The organism is Xanthomonas sp. 3793 (assembly GCF_024806835.1).
In the GTDB taxonomy this organism is placed as follows: domain Bacteria; phylum Pseudomonadota; class Gammaproteobacteria; order Xanthomonadales; family Xanthomonadaceae; genus Xanthomonas; species Xanthomonas arboricola_F.
In genome coordinates this window covers 60,864-77,426 of the sequence record NZ_JANTYU010000007.1, presented here as the reverse complement: position 1 = coordinate 77,426, position 16,563 = coordinate 60,864, and the positions used below count along the sequence as shown (strand labels likewise).

Here is a 16,563-nt window from a genome sequence, read left to right as displayed (position 1 = left end):
AGGGGAGCCGCGCGTGCGCGGCCGAGGGAACACAGCCACCGCAGTGGCTGCGCGAATGAGGGAATGGATCGCTGCTGCGCTGCTGCGGCGTTACGCTGCGGCCGGCTCCGGCGCGCTCGCACCATCGAGTTGCGCAATCTGCGCGTCGCTCAGCGACAGCTGCGCGGCAGCCAGCACGTCGTGCAGCTGGGTCACGCTGGTGGCGCTGACGATCGGCGCGGTGAGGCTGGGGCGTGCGATCAACCAGGCCAGCGCGATCTGCGCCGGCGTGGCGTTGTGGGTCGCGGCCAGATCGTCCAATGCCTGCAAGATGCGCAGCCCACGCGGGTTGACGTACTGCTTCACCACCGAGGCGCCGCGCGCGCTGCTCTTGCCGGCATCGTCGGCGCTGCGGTACTTGCCGGTCAGAAAGCCGCTGGCCAGCGAGTAGTAACTGATCACGCCCAGGCCGCGTTCGCGTACCAGCGGTTCCAGTTCGGCCTCAAAGCCGGTGCGGTCGTAGAGGTTGTATTCGGGTTGCAGGCTTTCGTAGCGCGGCAGCGCGTACTGCTCGGAAATATCCAGCGCATCGCGCAGGCGTGCAGCGCTGTAATTGGAGGCGCCGATCGCACGCACCTTGCCTTGTTCGATCAGGCGGCCGAACGCAGCCAGCGTGGCTTCCAGCGGAATGGACTCGTCGTCTTCGTGCGCCTGGTACAGATCGATGACATCGGTCTGCAGACGGGACAGCGAATCTTCCACCGCCGCTGCGATGTTCTCCGGCGACAGGCCGGGATGCTCGCTCCACTTGGCGACCTTGGTGGCGATCAGCACCTTGTCGCGCTTGCCGCTGCGGGCAAGCCAACTTCCGATGATGGTTTCCGACTCGCCGCCGCGATTGCCCGGCACCCAACCCGAATACGCATCGGCGGTGTCGATCAGATTGAAGCCGGCATCGACGAACGCATCCAGCAAGGCGAAGGAGGTCGCCTCGTCGGCGCTCCAGCCGAAGACATTGCCGCCGAAGACGATCGGTTGAACCTGCAGGCCGGAGCGGCCCAGTGCGCGGGGGTGAGTCATCATGGAAGCTCCTGATTCGAACTGCCGACAGGATAGTCATGCGCACCGATCATGCGTGTGACATCGATGTGGATTCAGCGTTCCGTCGATCGTGTCCATCGGCTCACAGGATATGAACATCTGGATGCTGCACGGCGATGCGAACCAGGGCTGAGCGCCGCGATTCGGGCACATGGCAGGCCCCGGGCCGCATGCTAGGCTCGCGCTACTTTTACCCGGAAGAGGGCGCTGCGATGATCCGCAACAAGCTGGCCTGTGCGTGTGTGATGAGTGTCATGGTGGCGATGAGTGCGCCGCTGGCGATGGCGATGAAGCCGGCCGACAGCGCAAGCCTGCCGGCGCCCGATGCGGCGCTGCAGGCGGCCATCAACGGCACCTGGCGCGACCGCGTGTACGTGCAGCGCGACCAGTACCGCCACCCCGGCCAGACGCTGGCGTTCTTCGGCATCAAGCCGACCCAGACCGTCATCGAAATCACGCCCGGCGGCGGCTGGTATTCGGAAATCCTGGCGCCGTATCTGCGCCAGAAGGGCAAGTACGTGGCAGCGGTGGTCGACCCGGTATCGGCACCCGAAGGCCGTAGCCGCGATTACGCCCAGCGTGCGCGCGACGAGCTGGAAAAGAAATTGCAGGCCAAGCCCGAGATATATGGCAAGCCGTCGTTCGTGTCCTATGTGCCCAAGTCGCCGTCGTTCGGCGTGGACAACTCGGCCGACCTGGTGCTGACCTTCCGTAACGTGCACAACTGGCGCATGGCCGGCAATGCCGAGGCGATGTTTGCCGGCTTCTACAAGGTGCTCAAGCCCGGCGGCGTGCTGGGCGTGGTCGAACACCGCGCCAAGACCGACGTGCCGGCCGACGACAAGAGCGGCTATGTCGGCCAGGCGCAGGTGATCGCGATGGCCGAAGCGGCCGGCTTCAAGCTGGCCGGCAAGAGCGAGCTCAACGCCAACCCGCGCGACACCAAGGACTACCCGGGCGGGGTGTGGACGTTGCCGCCGAGCAACAGCCATGACGCGGCCGACGATGCCAAGTACAAGGCCATCGGCGAGAGCGACCGCATGACGTTGAAGTTCGTCAAGCAGTAAGCGTGTGTCTGCATGCCGGCGCAGCCGCGGCCGGCATGCAGCGGTTGTGCGTGTATGCCTTTCAAGCACCGCGCAGTTGGATGCATGTCAGGCGGCGCAAGCATGCAACGCAGGGTTTACGCGCGCTTCAACACCAGTGCGCGATGCGTGGCAGACGTTGCCGCTGACCATGCTGTGATCTGCATACCCAAGCGGCCCGTTGTTTTCGTGCGATGCCGCAGGCCCGTCATTGCATGGCGGGCTGCAGGCATCCTGGCTACGCTGCACAGCCACGCGCGGCGGTCGCCGCGCAGCGCTCTCCCTGTCACAGGTCCGTCCATGTTGGTGCTGTTGAACAAACCCTATGGCGTGCTGTCGCAATTCAGCGACCGCTCGCAGCCGCCCAAGCGCACGTTGGCCGAGTTCGGCCTGCCGCCGGACGTGTACGCGGCGGGCCGCCTGGATCACGACAGCGAAGGGTTGTTGTTGCTCACCGACGATGGTGCATTGGCGCATCGGCTCACCGACCCGCGGCACAAGCAGCCCAAGACGTACTGGGTGCAGGTGGAAGGCGAGCCGCAGGAGGCACAGCTGCAGGCGCTGCGCGATGGCGTGCTGCTCAACGATGGCCCGACCCGGCCGGCAACGGTGCGCACGCTCGACCCTGCGCCCGCGCTGTGGCCGCGCAATCCTCCGGTGCGTGTGCGCAAGACCGTGCCCGATGCCTGGCTGGAACTGCAGATCAGCGAAGGCCGCAATCGTCAGGTGCGCCGGATGACGGCGTCGGTCGGTCTGCCGACCTTGCGTCTGGTGCGGGTGGCGATCGGCGACTGGAGCGTGGATGGGCTTGCGCCCGGCCAATGGCGTGCGGATGACACGTCGCGCCCACGACCGGGACGCGGTATGCGCAGATAGCGCTGCGTTATGGCGATCAGGTCGATGGCGCAATGATGCAAGCGTCGGCGATGCGATCGAACTGCGGCGGTTGCATGCATCTTTGAAAGGGCCGCTGGCAAAACGCAGCGAGCCGCTCTCGGCTGGGTGTGGATGGCGTACCCGGAGCCGGTTTGTATGGTTGAGCCCTGCGTGCCGAGCATCGGCCATGCCTGCCAGGTGGTCGGCGCAGTGGTTCTATTGGCTGCGCGACAGCGGCGTAGCGATCTGGCAACGCAATGCGTTGCCGTGCGGCTCAATGCCATGCAGCGATGTGTACTGCCTGCCCACAAACGACAACGCCACGGCGGAAGGCCGTGGCGTCGTGGCGTGTACTACAACCCGCCTGTTGGCGGAGCCGTCGTCTTATTCGACGCCGTCGCTCGGGGTCACTGCAGCGCGCCGCTGGTAGGCAGCACGGCGTGCATTGGCATTGCTGGCGTGTTCGCGATCCAGACGGTGCACATTGCCGCCGAGCACCTGCTGATCGCGCTGGCGCTTGCGGTACACCGCATAGCCGATCAGGCCCAGGCCGGCGACGGCCGCCGCCACGGTGATGGCCGGGTTGCGCTTGACCAGCTTGCTGGCCGCCTTGCCGCCGCTGCGCACGGCGCCCAGTGCCACGCCGGTCTTCAGCCACTCGCTGGCGCCCGGACCGAAATGACGCAGGCTGCTGCCGGCGCTACGTGCCTGGTCGCCCGCACTGGACGCGGCATGACGCAGTTGGTCACCGGCAGTGCCGGCCAGTTCCAGGGCACGCTCCAGGGCGCGTTCGGTGATCACAGTCAGCTTGCTCATTGGAGGCGTTTCCTTTCTGAGTACGTGGACCGCAGTGTGTAGGCTGATGCGTATAGACGGTGTTAGCGGTGGCAGGGCTCGTTTGGGTTGCGGTTAAGGAGTATTGCGCCGCGCTTTATGCGTGGGAGTCCGGGCAGCGGTAAAACAGATGGGTAGCGGTAAAACAGATTCGATGCGCGTGTAAGTCACCCTTCTCCCGCCGGGAGAAGGGTGCCCGAAGGGCGGATGAGGGTACGAGCGAAGCGCGCCGCAGCAGCCGTTGAATCGCTGTCGTGCTTCACCGCCGCCGCGGGCCGGGAGTCTTCTAGGTGCCACGAGGTTTTGCCCGATGGGTTGCCATCGCAGTCCAGGGGTCGTCGGGCCACGGATGTCTGGGATACCGCCCCTTCATCTCTTTTTTGACGTCAGGGTAGGTATTGACCCAGAAACTTTTCAGATCCTGCGTGACCTGCAGCGGGCGGCCGCCGGGCGAGAGCAGGTGCAGGGTCAGCGGAATGCGGCCGTCGGCGATACGCGGGGTTTCGGCCAGACCGAACAGTTCCTGCAGCTTGACCGCCAGGACCGGCGGCAGCGGTTGCTGGGCGTGGTCGAGTGCGTAGCTGATCTGCCGCTCCATGCCCGACGGCACGTTGATGCGGGTGGGGGCATGGCGGTCGATGGCCTGGCGGCGCTCCCACGGCAGCGCGCCCTTGAGCGCTTCGCCCAGGCTGGATTCGTCCAGCGCGTCGAGCCGGGTCTTGCCGGCGAAGGCCGGACGCAGCCAGGCATCCAAGGAGGCGAGCAGCGCGGCATCGGAGAGATCGGGTAGCTCCAGCTCCGGCATCCACACCCGCAGCGACAGCACACGGGCGCGCCATTGCTGCAAGGTCTCGGTCCAGGGCAGGGCGTCCAGGCCGAGTTGGCGCACTGCCTCGGTCAGTGCGCCGGCCGCCTGCGCGGGGTCGACGCGGCCGGCGGGGCGGCTGTCGAGCACGATGCGGTCGAAGCTGGATTGCCGGCGCGCGACCAGGGCGCGCTTGTCGGCGTCCCACTGCACCACGTCCTGCTGCACGAAGCGCTCTGGCAGGCTGCGGCGCAGATAGGCCTCGTCCACCGGAGCTGCCCGCAACAGCAACGCATCCTTGGCTTCGTAGCGCAGCTCGCTGGCGACCAGCCAGGGTTCGCCGCGCAGGTCGCTGTGGTCGAACAGACGCGCGCTGCGGCCATTGGCGAGCAGGTAGCGCAACGGGTCGGCCGGGTGGCGTGCGGCGATGCGGTCGGGGAAGGCATGCGCGAGCAGGTCGCCCAGCGCGTGCGCCTCCACGCTCGTGGGCGGGGCGCAGTCGCAGCGCAGCCGGCGTCGCCATTGTTTGGCGGCGCTATCGATGGCAGCCAGGCCGCCGCGGTTGGCGTCGGGCGCGCTGCGGCCCTGGCGGAATGCGGCCAGGGCACGCCAGCGCGCGGCCAGGCCATCGCCGCCCTGGCGCAGCGGATCGCGCGCCTCCAGCAGTGCGGCCAGATCGCAGGCCAGGGCCAGGCGCGTTGCCTCGCCGGCCTGCGCAAGCATCGCCGCCAGACGCGGATGCGTGCCCAGCGCCAGCATGCGGCGGCCCAGCGCGGTGATGCCGCCGCTGTCGCTGAGCGCGCCCAGCCGTTGCAGTAATTCGCGTGCGGCCGCCAGCGCGCCGGTGGGCGGGTCGTCGACAAAGCGCAGCGCATCGCTGCCCCAGGCCGCCAGCTCCAGCGCCAGGCCAGCCAGTTCCACCTGGGTGATCTCCGCGCGCCGTTGCGGTTCCAGCCGCTGCGATTGCGGCCATAGCCGGTATGCCCAGCCGCTGGCCACGCGGCCGGCGCGGCCGGCACGCTGGTCGGCCGACGCCTGCGCGATGGTGGCCACATCCAACCGTGAAAAGCCGCTGTTGGGATCGTAGTGCGGTTCGCGCGCCTGGCCGCTGTCGATCACCACGCGCACGCCGGGCAAGGTCACCGACGATTCGGCCACGTTGGTGGCCAGCACCACGCGGCGGCGGCCCTGCGCATCCGGCTGCAGCACCTGGCTCTGCGCGTCCACCGACAACTCGCCGTGCAAGGGCAGCACCTGGATGGTCGGGTCCAGGACATCGAGCAAGGCGGCTTGCACCCGCGCGATCTCGCGCTGGCCGGGCAGGAACACCAGCACATCGCCGGGATGGGTGAGCAGGGCATGCTCCACCGCACGCCGCGTCTGCGGTTCCAGCGCTTCGTCGCGGCGCGCGGGGAAATGCGCGATCTCCACCGGAAAACTGCGCCCGGCACTGCTCAGGCGCGGCGCATCCAGAAAGCCGGCCAGCCGCTCGCCATCGAGCGTGGCCGACATCGCCACGATGCGCAGGTCATCGCGCACCTGCGCCTGCACGTCCAGCGCCAATGCCAGGCCCAGATCGCCGGCCAGATGGCGTTCGTGAAACTCGTCGAACAGCAGCGCGCCCACGCGTTCCAGCATCGGGTCGTCCTGGATCATGCGGGTCAGGATGCCTTCGGTGACCACTTCGATCCGGGTGCGCGCCGAGGTCTTGTTTTCGAAGCGGATGCGGTAGCCCACCGTCTCGCCGACCGGCTCGCCCAACTGGCGCGCCATGAACAGCGCAGCGCTGCGCGCGGCCACCCGGCGCGGTTCCAGCATCACGATGCTGCGACCGGCCAGCCAGGGCGCATCCAGCAGTGCCAGCGGCACCTGGGTGGTCTTGCCGGCGCCGGGCGGGGCTTCGAGCACCAGCCGCGGATGGGCGGCGAGGCTGTCGCGGATCTGCGGTAACAGTGGGGCGATGGGGAAGACAGGCTCAGTCATGCGCGGCAAGGATACGGGCCTGCTCGCGCCGGTGCGATGGTCGGGAAGGGAGGTGAAGCCTGTCGGGGAATGGCGCCGGGTCCGTTGGCGACGCACCAGCCGGGATTGCCGGCGGTGCTTGCTGGTCGGGACGCGCTGCCAACCGAGAGCTGCGCGTGCCCGGGGGTGTGCGTCACCCGGCGGATCCGGTAGCGTCCGCTCGGCCGCCGCGCAGCGGGTCGGACGAGGGCAAATGCAGGAGGCTTGCATGCTTCAGAGTGCATGGCTGGCGTCGATAACCCGGATGAACCCGTCACCGGATTGATCATGTCCACCCCATCCCCGCGTTTTGTCAGTCTGCAAAGCAAGCTGCTGGGCGCCCTTGCGCTTGGTCTGTCGATCATCCTGTTATGCGCACTTGGCGGTCTGGGCTCTGCCTGGCTGAGCCTGTCCGGCAAGGTGCCGGTGGAAGTGGCGCAGGCCTCGGCCAGCGAAGAACTCACCCGCGATTTCCGCCTGCAGGTGCAGGAATGGAAGAACGTGCTGATCCGTGGCCGCGACCCCGCACTGCTCGACAAGCATCTGACCGCCTTCCGCGACAAAGGCAAGAGCGTGCAGGCCAGTGTCAGGACGTTGGCGGGTGCGCTGGCCGATCCGCAGGCGCGTGCGTTGGCGCAGGACTTCGCCAAGGCGCATCTGGAACTGCAGACCAGCTACGAAGCGGCGTTGGGCAAGTTCGCCGCGTCCGGCTACGACACCCAGGTGGGCGACCAGCTGGTCAAGGGCAAGGACCGCGCACCCAGCCACACGCTGGAGGCACTGGTCGCGCGCAGCAAGGCGTTGGCCGATGCCGCCGTCCTTGCAAGTTCGCAATCGGCGCAGCGCATGCTGGTGTATTCGGCACTGGCCACCATTGCTGCCGCGCTCTGTCTGGTGGCGGTGTTGGGGTGGTGGATCCGGCGCTCGATCGTGCGCCCCATCGAAAACGTTGCGCGTGCGGCACGCCTGGTGGCGGCCGGCGATCTGTCCGCGCACGCTGCGGTCAGCAATCGCGACGAGATCGGCCTGCTCGGCCAGGCGATGGGGCAGGTGGTCAATACGCTCACCGATGTCTCCAGCGCGCAGGCGGACATGGCGCAGCGCCACGAAGCCGGGCAGATGAGCTACCGCATGGATGCGCAGGCCTTTCCGGGTGCTTACGGCCGCATGGTCGATGACACCAACGGATTAATCGGCGCGCAGGTGGGCCTGATCGGCACGATGTTGCAGGTCATGCAGCATTACGCGGTGGGCGACATGTCGGTGGACATGCCGCGCCTGCCGGGCGAAAAGGCCCAGATCACCGATGCGATGGACACCACCAAGCGCAACCTGGCCGCCATCAACGGCGAGATCCGTGGTTTGGTGGATGCCGCCGCTGCCGGCGACTTCGCCACCCGCGGCAATGCCGATGCCTATAAATTCGAATTCCGCGGCATGGTCGAGGGCCTCAATGGCCTGATGCAGAACGTGGACCAGAATCTGGCCGAGTTGTCGCAGCTGCTCAAGGCTATTGCCGATGGCGATCTGACCGCGCGCATGCACGGCAACCAGCAGGGCGTGTTTGCGCGCATGCGCGACGATGCCAACGCCACCGTGCAGCGCCTGACCGATATCGTTGGCGATATCACCCTGGCCGCGCAGACCATTCGCACCGCCTCGGCAGAAATCGCCGCCGGCAACAGCGATCTGGCGCAACGCACCGAACAACAAGCTGCCAATCTGGAAGAAACCGCCGCCTCGATGGAAGAGCTCACCTCCACCGTGCGGCAGAACGCCGACACCGCGCAGCAGGCCAGCCGTGGTGCACAGGCCGCTGCCGACATCGCCGGGCGTGGTGGCGAGGTGGTCGCCAGCGTGGTCGATACCATGGGCGAGATCGAAGTGTCGTCGAAGAAGATCGCCGAGATCATCAGCGTCATCGACGGCATTGCGTTCCAGACCAATATCCTTGCGTTGAATGCGGCAGTAGAAGCGGCGCGCGCCGGCGAACAGGGCCGCGGCTTTGCGGTGGTGGCCTCCGAGGTGCGCGCGCTGGCGCAGCGCTCGGCCGGGGCGGCCAAGGAGGTCAAGCAGTTGATCGATGCGTCGGTGGAGAGCGTGGCGCGCGGGAGCGCACGCGTGGATCAGGCCGGGCGCACGATGCAGGACATCGTGCAATCGGTGCAGCAGGTCACCACGTTGATCGCCGAGATTTCCGCCGCTTCGCGCGAGCAGTCGTCGGGCATCGAGCAGGTGGCGCGTACCGTCAACGACATGGACGAGACCACCCAGCGCAATGCCGCGCTGGTGGAAGAAGCCTCGGCGGCCGCACGTGCGATGGAAGAACAGGCGGCGGAGCTGAGCGAGGCGGTGTCGGTGTTCCGCCTGGATGCACGCCGGCCGCGGTTGGCGGTTGCGGCGTGAGACAGGACCACGAGTAAAGATGCACGCCATGCGTTTAGATGCAGCCAAAAGCTAGGTCAAACGTCAAGTTGGTCGCTGGTTGGTCGAGGGCGCGGTGCCCTCACCGCTCGCAGGACACGCCGCAAGTACGTCCTTGTAGGCTCGGTGGCGGCATCCATGCCGCCACACGGTCCCGCAATCGGCGAGGGCACCGCGCCAGAGAGTTAGTCGGTCGCCGGGTAAAAAGCTGAGCGTCTCGCAAGTTGCGTGGGCTTGCCGGTGCGGGTCGCAGAACGACACGATAGCTAGCCAACCAGAAGAACGTCCTGCATTGCTTGCACTATGCACACCGACCATCTCGACTGGTCCTTGCCCGCCCACCGTCGCGGGACCTTACGCGGCATGGATGCCGCGTAAGAGCCTACAGGGACGTACTTGCGGCGTGTCCCGCGATGGTGGGCGGGCAAGGGCCCTGCAGCCAAACCGCAGATCAGCCGCTCTGCAACTGATCTATCCGTGTTGTCCAACTGGTTGCGATGACAGCGGGATAACAGACAGGAGCAGGGCCGGCTGTTCCGCACTACTCCGCCGTTGTTGAAGGACTTCAAATTGCGCACGCCAGGCGATGCTCGTGACACGCGGCAGACGACCGGATCAGACCAATCTCACCACCCAGACATCAACCCGCTTCGCGCACCCGGGCAGTCAGCCCTTTGAGGAAGGCGCGCAGCAACTGGTCCCCGCAGGGGCGGAAGTTCTTGTGGCCGGGCTGGCGGAACAGCGCCGACAGCTCCGGCTTGGACAGCGGGAAACCGGCGCCGGCGAAGATGGCATGCATGTCCACGTCCTTCAGTTCGAAGGCCACGCGCAGTTTCTTCAGGACCAGGTTGTTGCCGACGCGCGCTTCCAGCGGGCGTGCCGGCTGGCTGTCGTCGCGGCCGCGGAAGCGCAGTACCAGGCCGTCGAGAAAGCGCGCCAGCATCGCATCGGTGCAGGGCTCGAAACCGGGCTCGTCTTCCTTCTTCAGCCAGGCCTGTACCTGCGGCTTGTCGAGCGCGAACTCCGGGTCGGCCAGGTGGGTGATCTCCACTACCTTGTCGTCGCTGAGGTCGAGCATGTAGCGGATGCTGCGCAGTACATCGTTGTGGATCATGGCAATTCCGGGGCCCCGGCGCGGTGCCGGAAAGCGGCCATTCTACGGGCGCGAGCAGAAGTCGGGCGTGTGCTGACACCGGCCGCGCCTCCGATGGCGACCGTATCTACGACAGCGCTGGCTGCAGCGGCCACGGTGGAGGCTGCGCGGCGGACAGCGCGGGCTGGGCTAGCGCCCCGCTGCAGGATTGTTTGCGGTCGGGCCGCCTGGCCCCGGCATGCCTGGGCTCAGCTGCCGCGGTAGGTGGAATACCCATAGGGCGAGAGCAGCAGCGGCACGTGGTAGTGGCCGTCGTCGGCGATGCCGAAGGCGATGGGTACCTGTTCCAGGAACGGCGGGTCGGCCAGCGCGGTACCGATGGCGCGCCAGTAGCCGGCGACATCGAATTCCAGCCGGTAGCGGCCCGGCGACAGGACCAGGGCCGCCAGCGCCGGGCAGCGCCCGTCGTGGTTGGTGACCGCTTCCAGGCGTAGCGTGTCGCCGGCGAACAGGCGCAGCGGCACGCCGCCCGCCGGGCGGCCCAGCGCGGTGTCCAGCACGTGGGTGGACAGCGTGCTCATGCCACCGCCCGGGTCGGTTGCGGCCACTGGCCGACGAATTCGGGTTGGTCGTAAGCCAGATAGCTATCGACGATGGCCTGGCGGTCGTCCAGAAACAGTTGGTCCGCTACCGCGCGCGCCAGCCGTGGCAACGCCACCTTGAGCCCGGACAGCGCCGCCGCCGAGGGGCCGTGGTTGATCAACGCGGAATAGTTGAAGGCGAACACGCCGTGCAGCAGTGCGGCGTCGTCGGGCGTGCGCGGCAGCAGCTCGAAGCCCGGCCCCAGGTAGGGATGCGCATCCAGCACCGCATTGGCCTGTCCCGGTGGTGGCTGGTAGCGGTCGGCCCAGCAGGCGATGCGCCCGGACAGTGCGGCCAGTTCCGGGCGCAGCTGCGGGTCGGTGACCAGGCCGGTGGCGATGGCAAGGAAATCGAAGCGGTGTTCGCCGTGCGGGGTGCGTACCACCACCGCGCCATCGCGCTCGGCCACCTCCAGCCACGGCGCGCCCAGATGCAGCGCAAAGCCGGCATGGGCGCAGGCGCGCTGGAAGGTGTCGTTGGTGGGCGGTTGGTTGTGTGCGAAGAAGCTGGCCATCATCCGGTACTTGTCTGCATCGGGCAGGGTCAGGAACCGCGGAATGATGCCGGCCTGCTCCATGTGGCGGAACGGGTTGATACGCGGCAACTCGCTGCGACGCACGAACACCTCGGCACTGGCGACACCTTGGTCCAGCGCGAAACAGGCGTTGTCGAACGCTGAAGCGCCGCCGCCCAGGATGCCCACACGCTTGCCGGCCAATGCGGCAAAGTCGATGTGGCTGGAGGTGTGTGCGTAGCGGTGGGTGGGCAGGGCACGGCCGATCCACTCCGGCACCACCCACTGGCCACCGCCCTGGATGCCGGTGGCCAGGATCAGCTTGCGCGTCAGCAGCGGCGCGCCCATCGTCAGATGCAAACGGTGGATGCCGGGCGCGATGTCGGGTTCGACGCGCGCCAGCTGCGTGGCGTTGCGTACCGGCAGCCGCAGCGCCGCGCGGTACCAGCGCAGATAGTCCATCCAGCTGCCGCGCGGAATCTTGTCCAGCGCATCCCAGGCGGCGCTGCCGTGTTGCGCCTCCCACCAGGCACGGAAGGTCAGCGAGGGCACGCCCAGGTCGATCGAGGTGATCTGCTTGGGCGTGCGCAGCGTCTGCATGCGTGCGTACGTCACCCACGGGCCTTCCTGCCCGGCGGGGTTTTCGTCGATGACCAGGACGTTGTGCACGCGCTCGCGTTGCAGCGCGAATGCCGCGCCCAGGCCGCTCTGGCCGGCGCCGACGATCACCACGTCGTACACGTGCCCTGCAGGATGCACGCGCGGTTGCACCCAGGCCTCGCCGCCATGGGCCAGATGCTGCAGGTCGCGGGCGAGCTCGCGTTCGAGTTGGGCCAGGCTCATGGCAGTGCCTCCAGGCGCAGGTGGACGATCTTGCCGATCTCGGCGAGAGCGGTGGCGATCTCGGCATCGCGCGCGGCATCCAGGCGGCGCTCCAGCGCGGCCAGGATGCCGGCCTTGTCGTGCAGCCGTACGCAGATCACGAACGGAAAACCGAAGCGCTGGCGATAGGCCCGGTTGAGCGCATGGAAGCGCTTGAATTCGTCCTCGCTCAACCGGTCCAGACCTGCCGATGCCTGCTCGGCAGCCGACGCGGCGGTGAGCGTGCGGTCGATCGCCGCCTTGCCGGCCAGCTCCGGATGTGCGCGGATCAACGCAAGCTGGTCTTCCTGCGACGCGTCGAACACCACCTGCATCAGCCCGCGGTACACATCGGCGAACGGGCGCCGCCTCGCAGCGCGTTCGACCACCCACGGCGAATGCTCGAACAGCTCGCGGTAGCGCGCCACGAAGGCAGCATCGTCCAGCACCGGATCGTCGGTCACGCTCATGCGTGGGTGCCCTGCAGCGAGACGTGCGCGGCCACCACTTTCCAGCCGTCGGCAAAGCGCACCCAGCTCTGGCTCTGGCGGCCGCGCGCGCTGCTGCCTACGCGGACGAATTCTGCGTGCGTGGTGGCGAAGTCGTGGCCGAAGCCATGCACTTCCACATGTGCGAGCTGGCGCTGTGGCGAGCCGCCGCGGCCGATGCGAAACGCGCGGATCGCATCGATGCCGTACAGCACCTCGCCCACGCCGTAGCGCACCGTGCTGGGTGCGGGGTGGAACAGCGCATCCATCGCGGCGATGTCGTCGTCCATCAGGGCCTGTTCGTAGGCATGGAAGGCGGCGGTCACTTGCGCGATCACCTCGGGCAGGTCGATGTCGGCGGTGTCGATGCTCATGCCGGATGCACCTGCAGCCAATGCTGCGCAATGTCGATACGGCGCGCAATCCAGGCATCGCCGCTGGCCAGCACGTGATCGACAAAACGCGCCAGGGCTGCGGCGCGCGCCGGCTTGCCGACGATGCGCCCGTGCAGGCCGATCGACAGCATGCGCCCACCTTCGCTGCGCAGCTGCTCGAAGCTGTCGCGCAGATAGCGAAAGAACGGCTCGCCATCGGCAAAGCCGTTATAGGCGACGAATTTCATGTCGTTGGCATCCAGCGTGTAAGGCACGATCAACTGCGTGCGGCCGTGGCGGGCGTCGTAATACGGCACATCGTCGGCATAGCTGTCGGCGTCGTAGACAAAGCCGCCTTCTTCGGCGATCAGCCGTGCGGTGTTGGGGCTGGTGCGGCCCTGGTACCAGCCCAGTGGGCGGCTGCCGGTAACGCGTGTGTGCAAGGCGATGGCCTGCGCGATATGCGCGCGCTCGGTGGCCTCGTCGATGTGTTGATAGTCGATCCAGCGCAGCCCGTGGCTGGCGATTTCCCAGTCGGCGGCCTGCATCGCGGCCACTGCTTCTGGATTGGCGGCAAGCGCGTTCGCAACGCCGAACACGGTCACCGGCACCGCGCGTGCGGCGAACAGCCGATGCAGCCGCCAGAACCCGGCGCGGCTGCCGTACTCGTACAGGCTTTCCATGGCGATGGCGCGTGCGCCGGGCTGCGCTTGTGCGCCGACCATTTCCGACAGGAAGGCTTCCGAGCCGGCATCGCCGTTGAGTACGCAGTTTTCCGCGCCTTCTTCGTAATTGATGACGAACTGCACCGCGATGCGCGCACCACCGGGCCACTGCGCAGGCGGCGGTGTGGCGCCGTAGCCGACCAGATCGCGCATCGCGCTCATGCAGCCGGCTCCGCATGCCAGGCGGCCAGGGCGGCTTCCACCGCCAGGCCTGGTGTGCAGGTGTAGCCCTCGGCGCGCAGCACCGCTTCCAGCGCGGCCAGGGTGATCAGTACCTTGTGCTTCATCGCGTTGTAGCCCATCGCGCCGATACGCCAGATCCTGCCTTGCAGCGGGCCGAAAGCGGTGCCGATCTCGATCTCGAAATCCTCGCGCATGCGCCGACGCACGGCGTCGTTGTCGATTCCTGCAGGGATCACCACGCCGGTGACATTGGTCATGCGATGCGCTGCGTCGCCAAACACCTCCAGGCCCATCGCGGTGACGCCGGCGCTCACCGCACGGCCGGCGGCGGCGTGGCGCGCGAAGCGTGCGTGCAGGCCTTCCTGCAGCGCCACGCGTGCGCATTCGCGGGCGCCGTATAGCATGGTGGTGGCCTCGGTGTGGTGGTTGAGGCGCTTGTCCGACCAGTAATCCATGATCATCGCCAGGTCGAAATAATTCGAAGCGATGCGCGGCCCGCGGCCATTGACGATGTCATCGCGCACGATGCCGCGTTCGACATGGCGGCGCGCGAAGATCGCCTCGGCTGCCGCGTTGGAGACGGTGATCGGTGCAGATCCGGACGGCCCGCCCAGGCATTTCTGCAGGCCGCCGGTCACCACGTCCACGTCCCAGCGATCGCTGGCGATCTCCATGCCGCCGATGGTGGCGGTGGCATCCACGTAACTCAGCGCGCCGGCCGTGCGGCACAGCGCGCCCAGGCCATCGAGCGGCTGCGCCATGGTGGTGGAGGTGTCGCCGTGCACGGTGGCCACCAGCTTGGGCGCCACCCGTTCGATCGCCTCGGCAATGGCTGCCAGCGGTACCACCTGCCCCCATGGCGCATCCACGCTGTGCACGTCGGCGCCGAGGCGCTGCAGGATTTCGGTGAGCAACAGGCCGAAGCGGCCGAAGTTGATCACCAGCACGCGGTCGCCCGGTTGCACCAGCGACACCAGCGCCGCTTCGATGCCGGCACGCGCAGTGCCGTCGACCAGAAACGTCCAGCGATTCTCGGTGCCGAACAAGGGCCGGTAGAGCGCCATCACCTCGTTCATGTAGGTGGTCATTTCCGGGTCGAACTGTCCCAGCAGATCGGCCGCCATCGCGCGCAGCACGCGCGGATGCGCATTGACCGGGCCCGGCCCCATCAACAGGCGCTGTGGAGGATCGAGTTCGGCGAAGGTGTGCAGGTGACGCAGATCAGGTGACAAGGGGCGCTCCCAGGTGTTCGATGAAGTGGCGCATGACCGCCAGGGCGACCTCGGCATCGCCCGGGTCGACGTGTTCGTCCGGATGATGGCTGATGCCGCCGGCGCAGCGCACGAACAGCATCGCGGTCGGGCAGAGCGCGGCCATGGTCATCGCATCGTGACCGGCGCCGGAGACCAGCCGCCGGGGGGCGATGCCCTGCGCAGTGACAGCGTGTTCGAGCCGGGTCATCAGCGCCGCCGCGCACGGGCTGGCGGCGAGGGCCTGCAGCGGGTCGATGGCGATGGCGATGCCACGTGCCGCACCGATGCGCGCCAGTGCGTGTTCGATGGCACGCACGGCGGCGTCGCGGGTGGCGTCATCGCCGGCGCGCACATCCAGCGTGCAGTCCACGCGGCCGGGCACCACGTTGACGGCGCCGGGTGCGAGCTGCAGCTTGCCGACGGTGGCGACCAGATCGTCGCTGCCATCGCGTGCGATGCGCTCGATCGCCAGCAACGCTTCGGCCGCTGCACTCAGGGCATCGCGACGCAGCGCCATCGTGGTGGTGCCGGCATGCCCCGCGCGGCCGTCGAAGCGCAGCGCAAACCGGCGTTGCGCGGCGATCGCGGTGACGATGCCCACCGGCAGGCCTGCTGCCTCGAGCACCGGGCCTTGTTCGATATGGGTCTCCAGATACGCCAGCACGCTGCCCGGGGCGCGCGCGGCGCGCTGGATCTGCGCGATGTCCAGATCCCAGTCTGCCAGCGCGCTGGCGACGTCGATGCCGGCGGCGTCGGTCACCGCCAACGTGGTCGGGTCGAGCGTGCCGGCCACCGCGCGGCTGCAGAACATGGAGGCGGAAAAGCGCGACCCTTCTTCGTCGCCGAAGGCGATGACTTCGATGGCGAATGGCAAGCGCCGCGCTTGCGCCTGCAGTGCGGCCACGCATTCGATACCGAGCAGGATGCCGAGCGGGCCGTCGTAGCGGCCGGCATCGCGCACGCTGTCCAGATGGCTGCCGATCAGCAGCGCCGGTGCGTCGGCATGGGTGCCGTCGTAGCGGCCGATCAGGTTTGCCGCCGCGTCCAGACGCACCTGCATGCCGGCCTGGCGCATCCACTCGCTGACCTGCGCGATGGCGGCGCGGTGCGCCGGGCTGAGCCAGGCGCGGAACAGTCCGCCCGGGGTGTCGCTATAGGGCGCCACGCCCAATGCATCGCAGCGCGCCACCGCGCGTGCGCCGGCACCGTCGGACGAGGCGCTGCGTTGCATGCTCAGCATAGGGCGCCAAGCGGGTGCGCCGATCCATCGGCACTGTACGGACCGCGATGCGATAGCGACTGATGCATGGAGCCTCCGCAGGCGG

General features: G+C 67.8%; 14 protein-coding genes. 3 read left to right on the top strand and 11 right to left on the bottom strand.

The window, feature by feature from the left end; translation table 11 throughout:
• Window positions 1–90: 90 nt before the first annotated feature.
• A complete protein-coding gene (locus tag FHY18_RS20120; RefSeq protein ID WP_259159694.1) occupies window positions 91–1,059 on the bottom strand; it encodes an aldo/keto reductase in 969 nt (322 codons plus the stop codon).
• Window positions 1,060–1,292: 233 nt separating this feature from the next.
• Between FHY18_RS20120 and FHY18_RS20115 the strand changes: the two genes are divergently transcribed.
• Window positions 1,293–2,147 (top strand): methyltransferase, encoded by an 855-nt coding sequence (locus FHY18_RS20115; RefSeq protein WP_259159692.1) that lies wholly within the window; start codon window positions 1,293–1,295, stop codon window positions 2,145–2,147.
• Window positions 2,148–2,465: 318 nt separating this feature from the next.
• The gene (locus tag FHY18_RS20110) at window positions 2,466–3,041 is read left to right on the top strand and encodes a pseudouridine synthase (protein WP_259159433.1); all 576 of its coding nucleotides are present in this window, start codon (window positions 2,466–2,468) and stop codon (window positions 3,039–3,041) included.
• A 384-nt stretch (window positions 3,042–3,425) separates the two neighbouring features.
• Here FHY18_RS20110 and FHY18_RS20105 read toward each other — a convergent pair whose 3' ends face one another.
• Both FHY18_RS20105 and hrpB read right to left on the bottom strand, forming a co-directional pair.
• A complete protein-coding gene (locus FHY18_RS20105; protein ID WP_259159431.1) occupies window positions 3,426–3,857 on the bottom strand; it encodes a hypothetical protein in 432 nt (143 codons plus the stop codon).
• A 304-nt stretch (window positions 3,858–4,161) separates the two neighbouring features.
• The gene (hrpB, locus tag FHY18_RS20100) at window positions 4,162–6,663 is read right to left on the bottom strand and encodes an ATP-dependent helicase HrpB (RefSeq protein WP_259159429.1); all 2,502 of its coding nucleotides are present in this window, start codon (window positions 6,661–6,663) and stop codon (window positions 4,162–4,164) included.
• A 306-nt stretch (window positions 6,664–6,969) separates the two neighbouring features.
• Here hrpB and FHY18_RS20095 point away from each other — a divergent pair, with 306 nt between their 5' ends.
• Entirely contained in the window at window positions 6,970–9,087 is a 2,118-nt protein-coding gene (locus FHY18_RS20095; RefSeq protein WP_276577376.1) for a methyl-accepting chemotaxis protein, read from the top strand.
• A gap of 658 nt (window positions 9,088–9,745) precedes the next feature.
• On the opposite strand, the gene FHY18_RS20090 is transcribed toward FHY18_RS20095, so the two are convergent.
• The 8 genes from FHY18_RS20090 to FHY18_RS20055 all read right to left on the bottom strand — a co-directional run bounded on the left by FHY18_RS20090 (window position 9,746) and on the right by FHY18_RS20055 (window position 16,478).
• Window positions 9,746–10,219 (bottom strand): DUF1456 family protein, encoded by a 474-nt coding sequence (locus FHY18_RS20090; RefSeq protein ID WP_259159427.1) that lies wholly within the window; start codon window positions 10,217–10,219, stop codon window positions 9,746–9,748.
• Between the two features lie 227 nt (window positions 10,220–10,446).
• Window positions 10,447–10,779 carry a hydroxyisourate hydrolase gene (gene uraH, locus FHY18_RS20085; protein WP_259159426.1) on the bottom strand — a complete coding sequence of 111 codons (333 nt, stop codon included), beginning with the start codon at window positions 10,777–10,779 and terminating at the stop codon, window positions 10,447–10,449.
• On the bottom strand, window positions 10,776–12,197 hold the full coding sequence (hpyO, locus tag FHY18_RS20080) for an FAD-dependent urate hydroxylase HpyO (protein WP_259159425.1): 1,422 nt from the start codon (window positions 12,195–12,197) through the stop codon (window positions 10,776–10,778). Before hpyO ends, uraH begins: the two co-directional genes overlap by 4 nt.
• Window positions 12,194–12,685, bottom strand: a complete 492-nt coding sequence (gene uraD / locus FHY18_RS20075) for a 2-oxo-4-hydroxy-4-carboxy-5-ureidoimidazoline decarboxylase (protein ID WP_259159424.1) — start codon at window positions 12,683–12,685, stop codon at window positions 12,194–12,196. The genes hpyO and uraD overlap by 4 nt, the downstream gene beginning before the upstream one ends.
• Entirely contained in the window at window positions 12,682–13,077 is a 396-nt protein-coding gene (gene hpxZ / locus FHY18_RS20070; protein ID WP_259159423.1) for an oxalurate catabolism protein HpxZ, read from the bottom strand. Before hpxZ ends, uraD begins: the two co-directional genes overlap by 4 nt.
• Complete coding sequence (gene puuE, locus FHY18_RS20065) at window positions 13,074–13,964, bottom strand: allantoinase PuuE (protein WP_259159422.1); 891 nt, start codon at window positions 13,962–13,964, stop codon at window positions 13,074–13,076. Before puuE ends, hpxZ begins: the two co-directional genes overlap by 4 nt.
• On the bottom strand, window positions 13,961–15,217 hold the full coding sequence (locus FHY18_RS20060; RefSeq protein WP_259159421.1) for an alanine--glyoxylate aminotransferase family protein: 1,257 nt from the start codon (window positions 15,215–15,217) through the stop codon (window positions 13,961–13,963). The genes puuE and FHY18_RS20060 overlap by 4 nt, the downstream gene beginning before the upstream one ends.
• The gene (locus FHY18_RS20055; protein ID WP_276577375.1) at window positions 15,207–16,478 is read right to left on the bottom strand and encodes an allantoate amidohydrolase; all 1,272 of its coding nucleotides are present in this window, start codon (window positions 16,476–16,478) and stop codon (window positions 15,207–15,209) included. Before FHY18_RS20055 ends, FHY18_RS20060 begins: the two co-directional genes overlap by 11 nt.
• Window positions 16,479–16,563: the final 85 nt, after the last annotated feature.

Bases quoted from the DNA above. Each gene is read 5' to 3' on its own strand.
- FHY18_RS20120 (WP_259159694.1), bottom strand. From the start codon at position 1,059: ATGACTCACCCCCGCGCACTGGGCCGCTCCGGCCTGCAGGTTCAACCG.
- FHY18_RS20090 (WP_259159427.1), bottom strand. From the start codon at position 10,219: ATGATCCACAACGATGTACTGCGCAGCATCCGCTACATGCTCGACCTC.
- uraD (WP_259159424.1), bottom strand. From the start codon at position 12,685: ATGAGCGTGACCGACGATCCGGTGCTGGACGATGCTGCCTTCGTGGCG.
- FHY18_RS20105 (WP_259159431.1), bottom strand. From the start codon at position 3,857: ATGAGCAAGCTGACTGTGATCACCGAACGCGCCCTGGAGCGTGCCCTG.
- hrpB (WP_259159429.1), bottom strand. From the start codon at position 6,663: ATGACTGAGCCTGTCTTCCCCATCGCCCCACTGTTACCGCAGATCCGC.
- FHY18_RS20115 (WP_259159692.1), top strand. From the start codon at position 1,293: ATGATCCGCAACAAGCTGGCCTGTGCGTGTGTGATGAGTGTCATGGTG.
- hpyO (WP_259159425.1), bottom strand. From the start codon at position 12,197: ATGAGCCTGGCCCAACTCGAACGCGAGCTCGCCCGCGACCTGCAGCAT.
- FHY18_RS20095 (WP_276577376.1), top strand. From the start codon at position 6,970: ATGTCCACCCCATCCCCGCGTTTTGTCAGTCTGCAAAGCAAGCTGCTG.
- FHY18_RS20110 (WP_259159433.1), top strand. From the start codon at position 2,466: ATGTTGGTGCTGTTGAACAAACCCTATGGCGTGCTGTCGCAATTCAGC.
- uraH (WP_259159426.1), bottom strand. From the start codon at position 10,779: ATGAGCACGCTGTCCACCCACGTGCTGGACACCGCGCTGGGCCGCCCG.
- FHY18_RS20055 (WP_276577375.1), bottom strand. From the start codon at position 16,478: ATGCTGAGCATGCAACGCAGCGCCTCGTCCGACGGTGCCGGCGCACGC.
- puuE (WP_259159422.1), bottom strand. From the start codon at position 13,964: ATGAGCGCGATGCGCGATCTGGTCGGCTACGGCGCCACACCGCCGCCT.
- hpxZ (WP_259159423.1), bottom strand. From the start codon at position 13,077: ATGAGCATCGACACCGCCGACATCGACCTGCCCGAGGTGATCGCGCAA.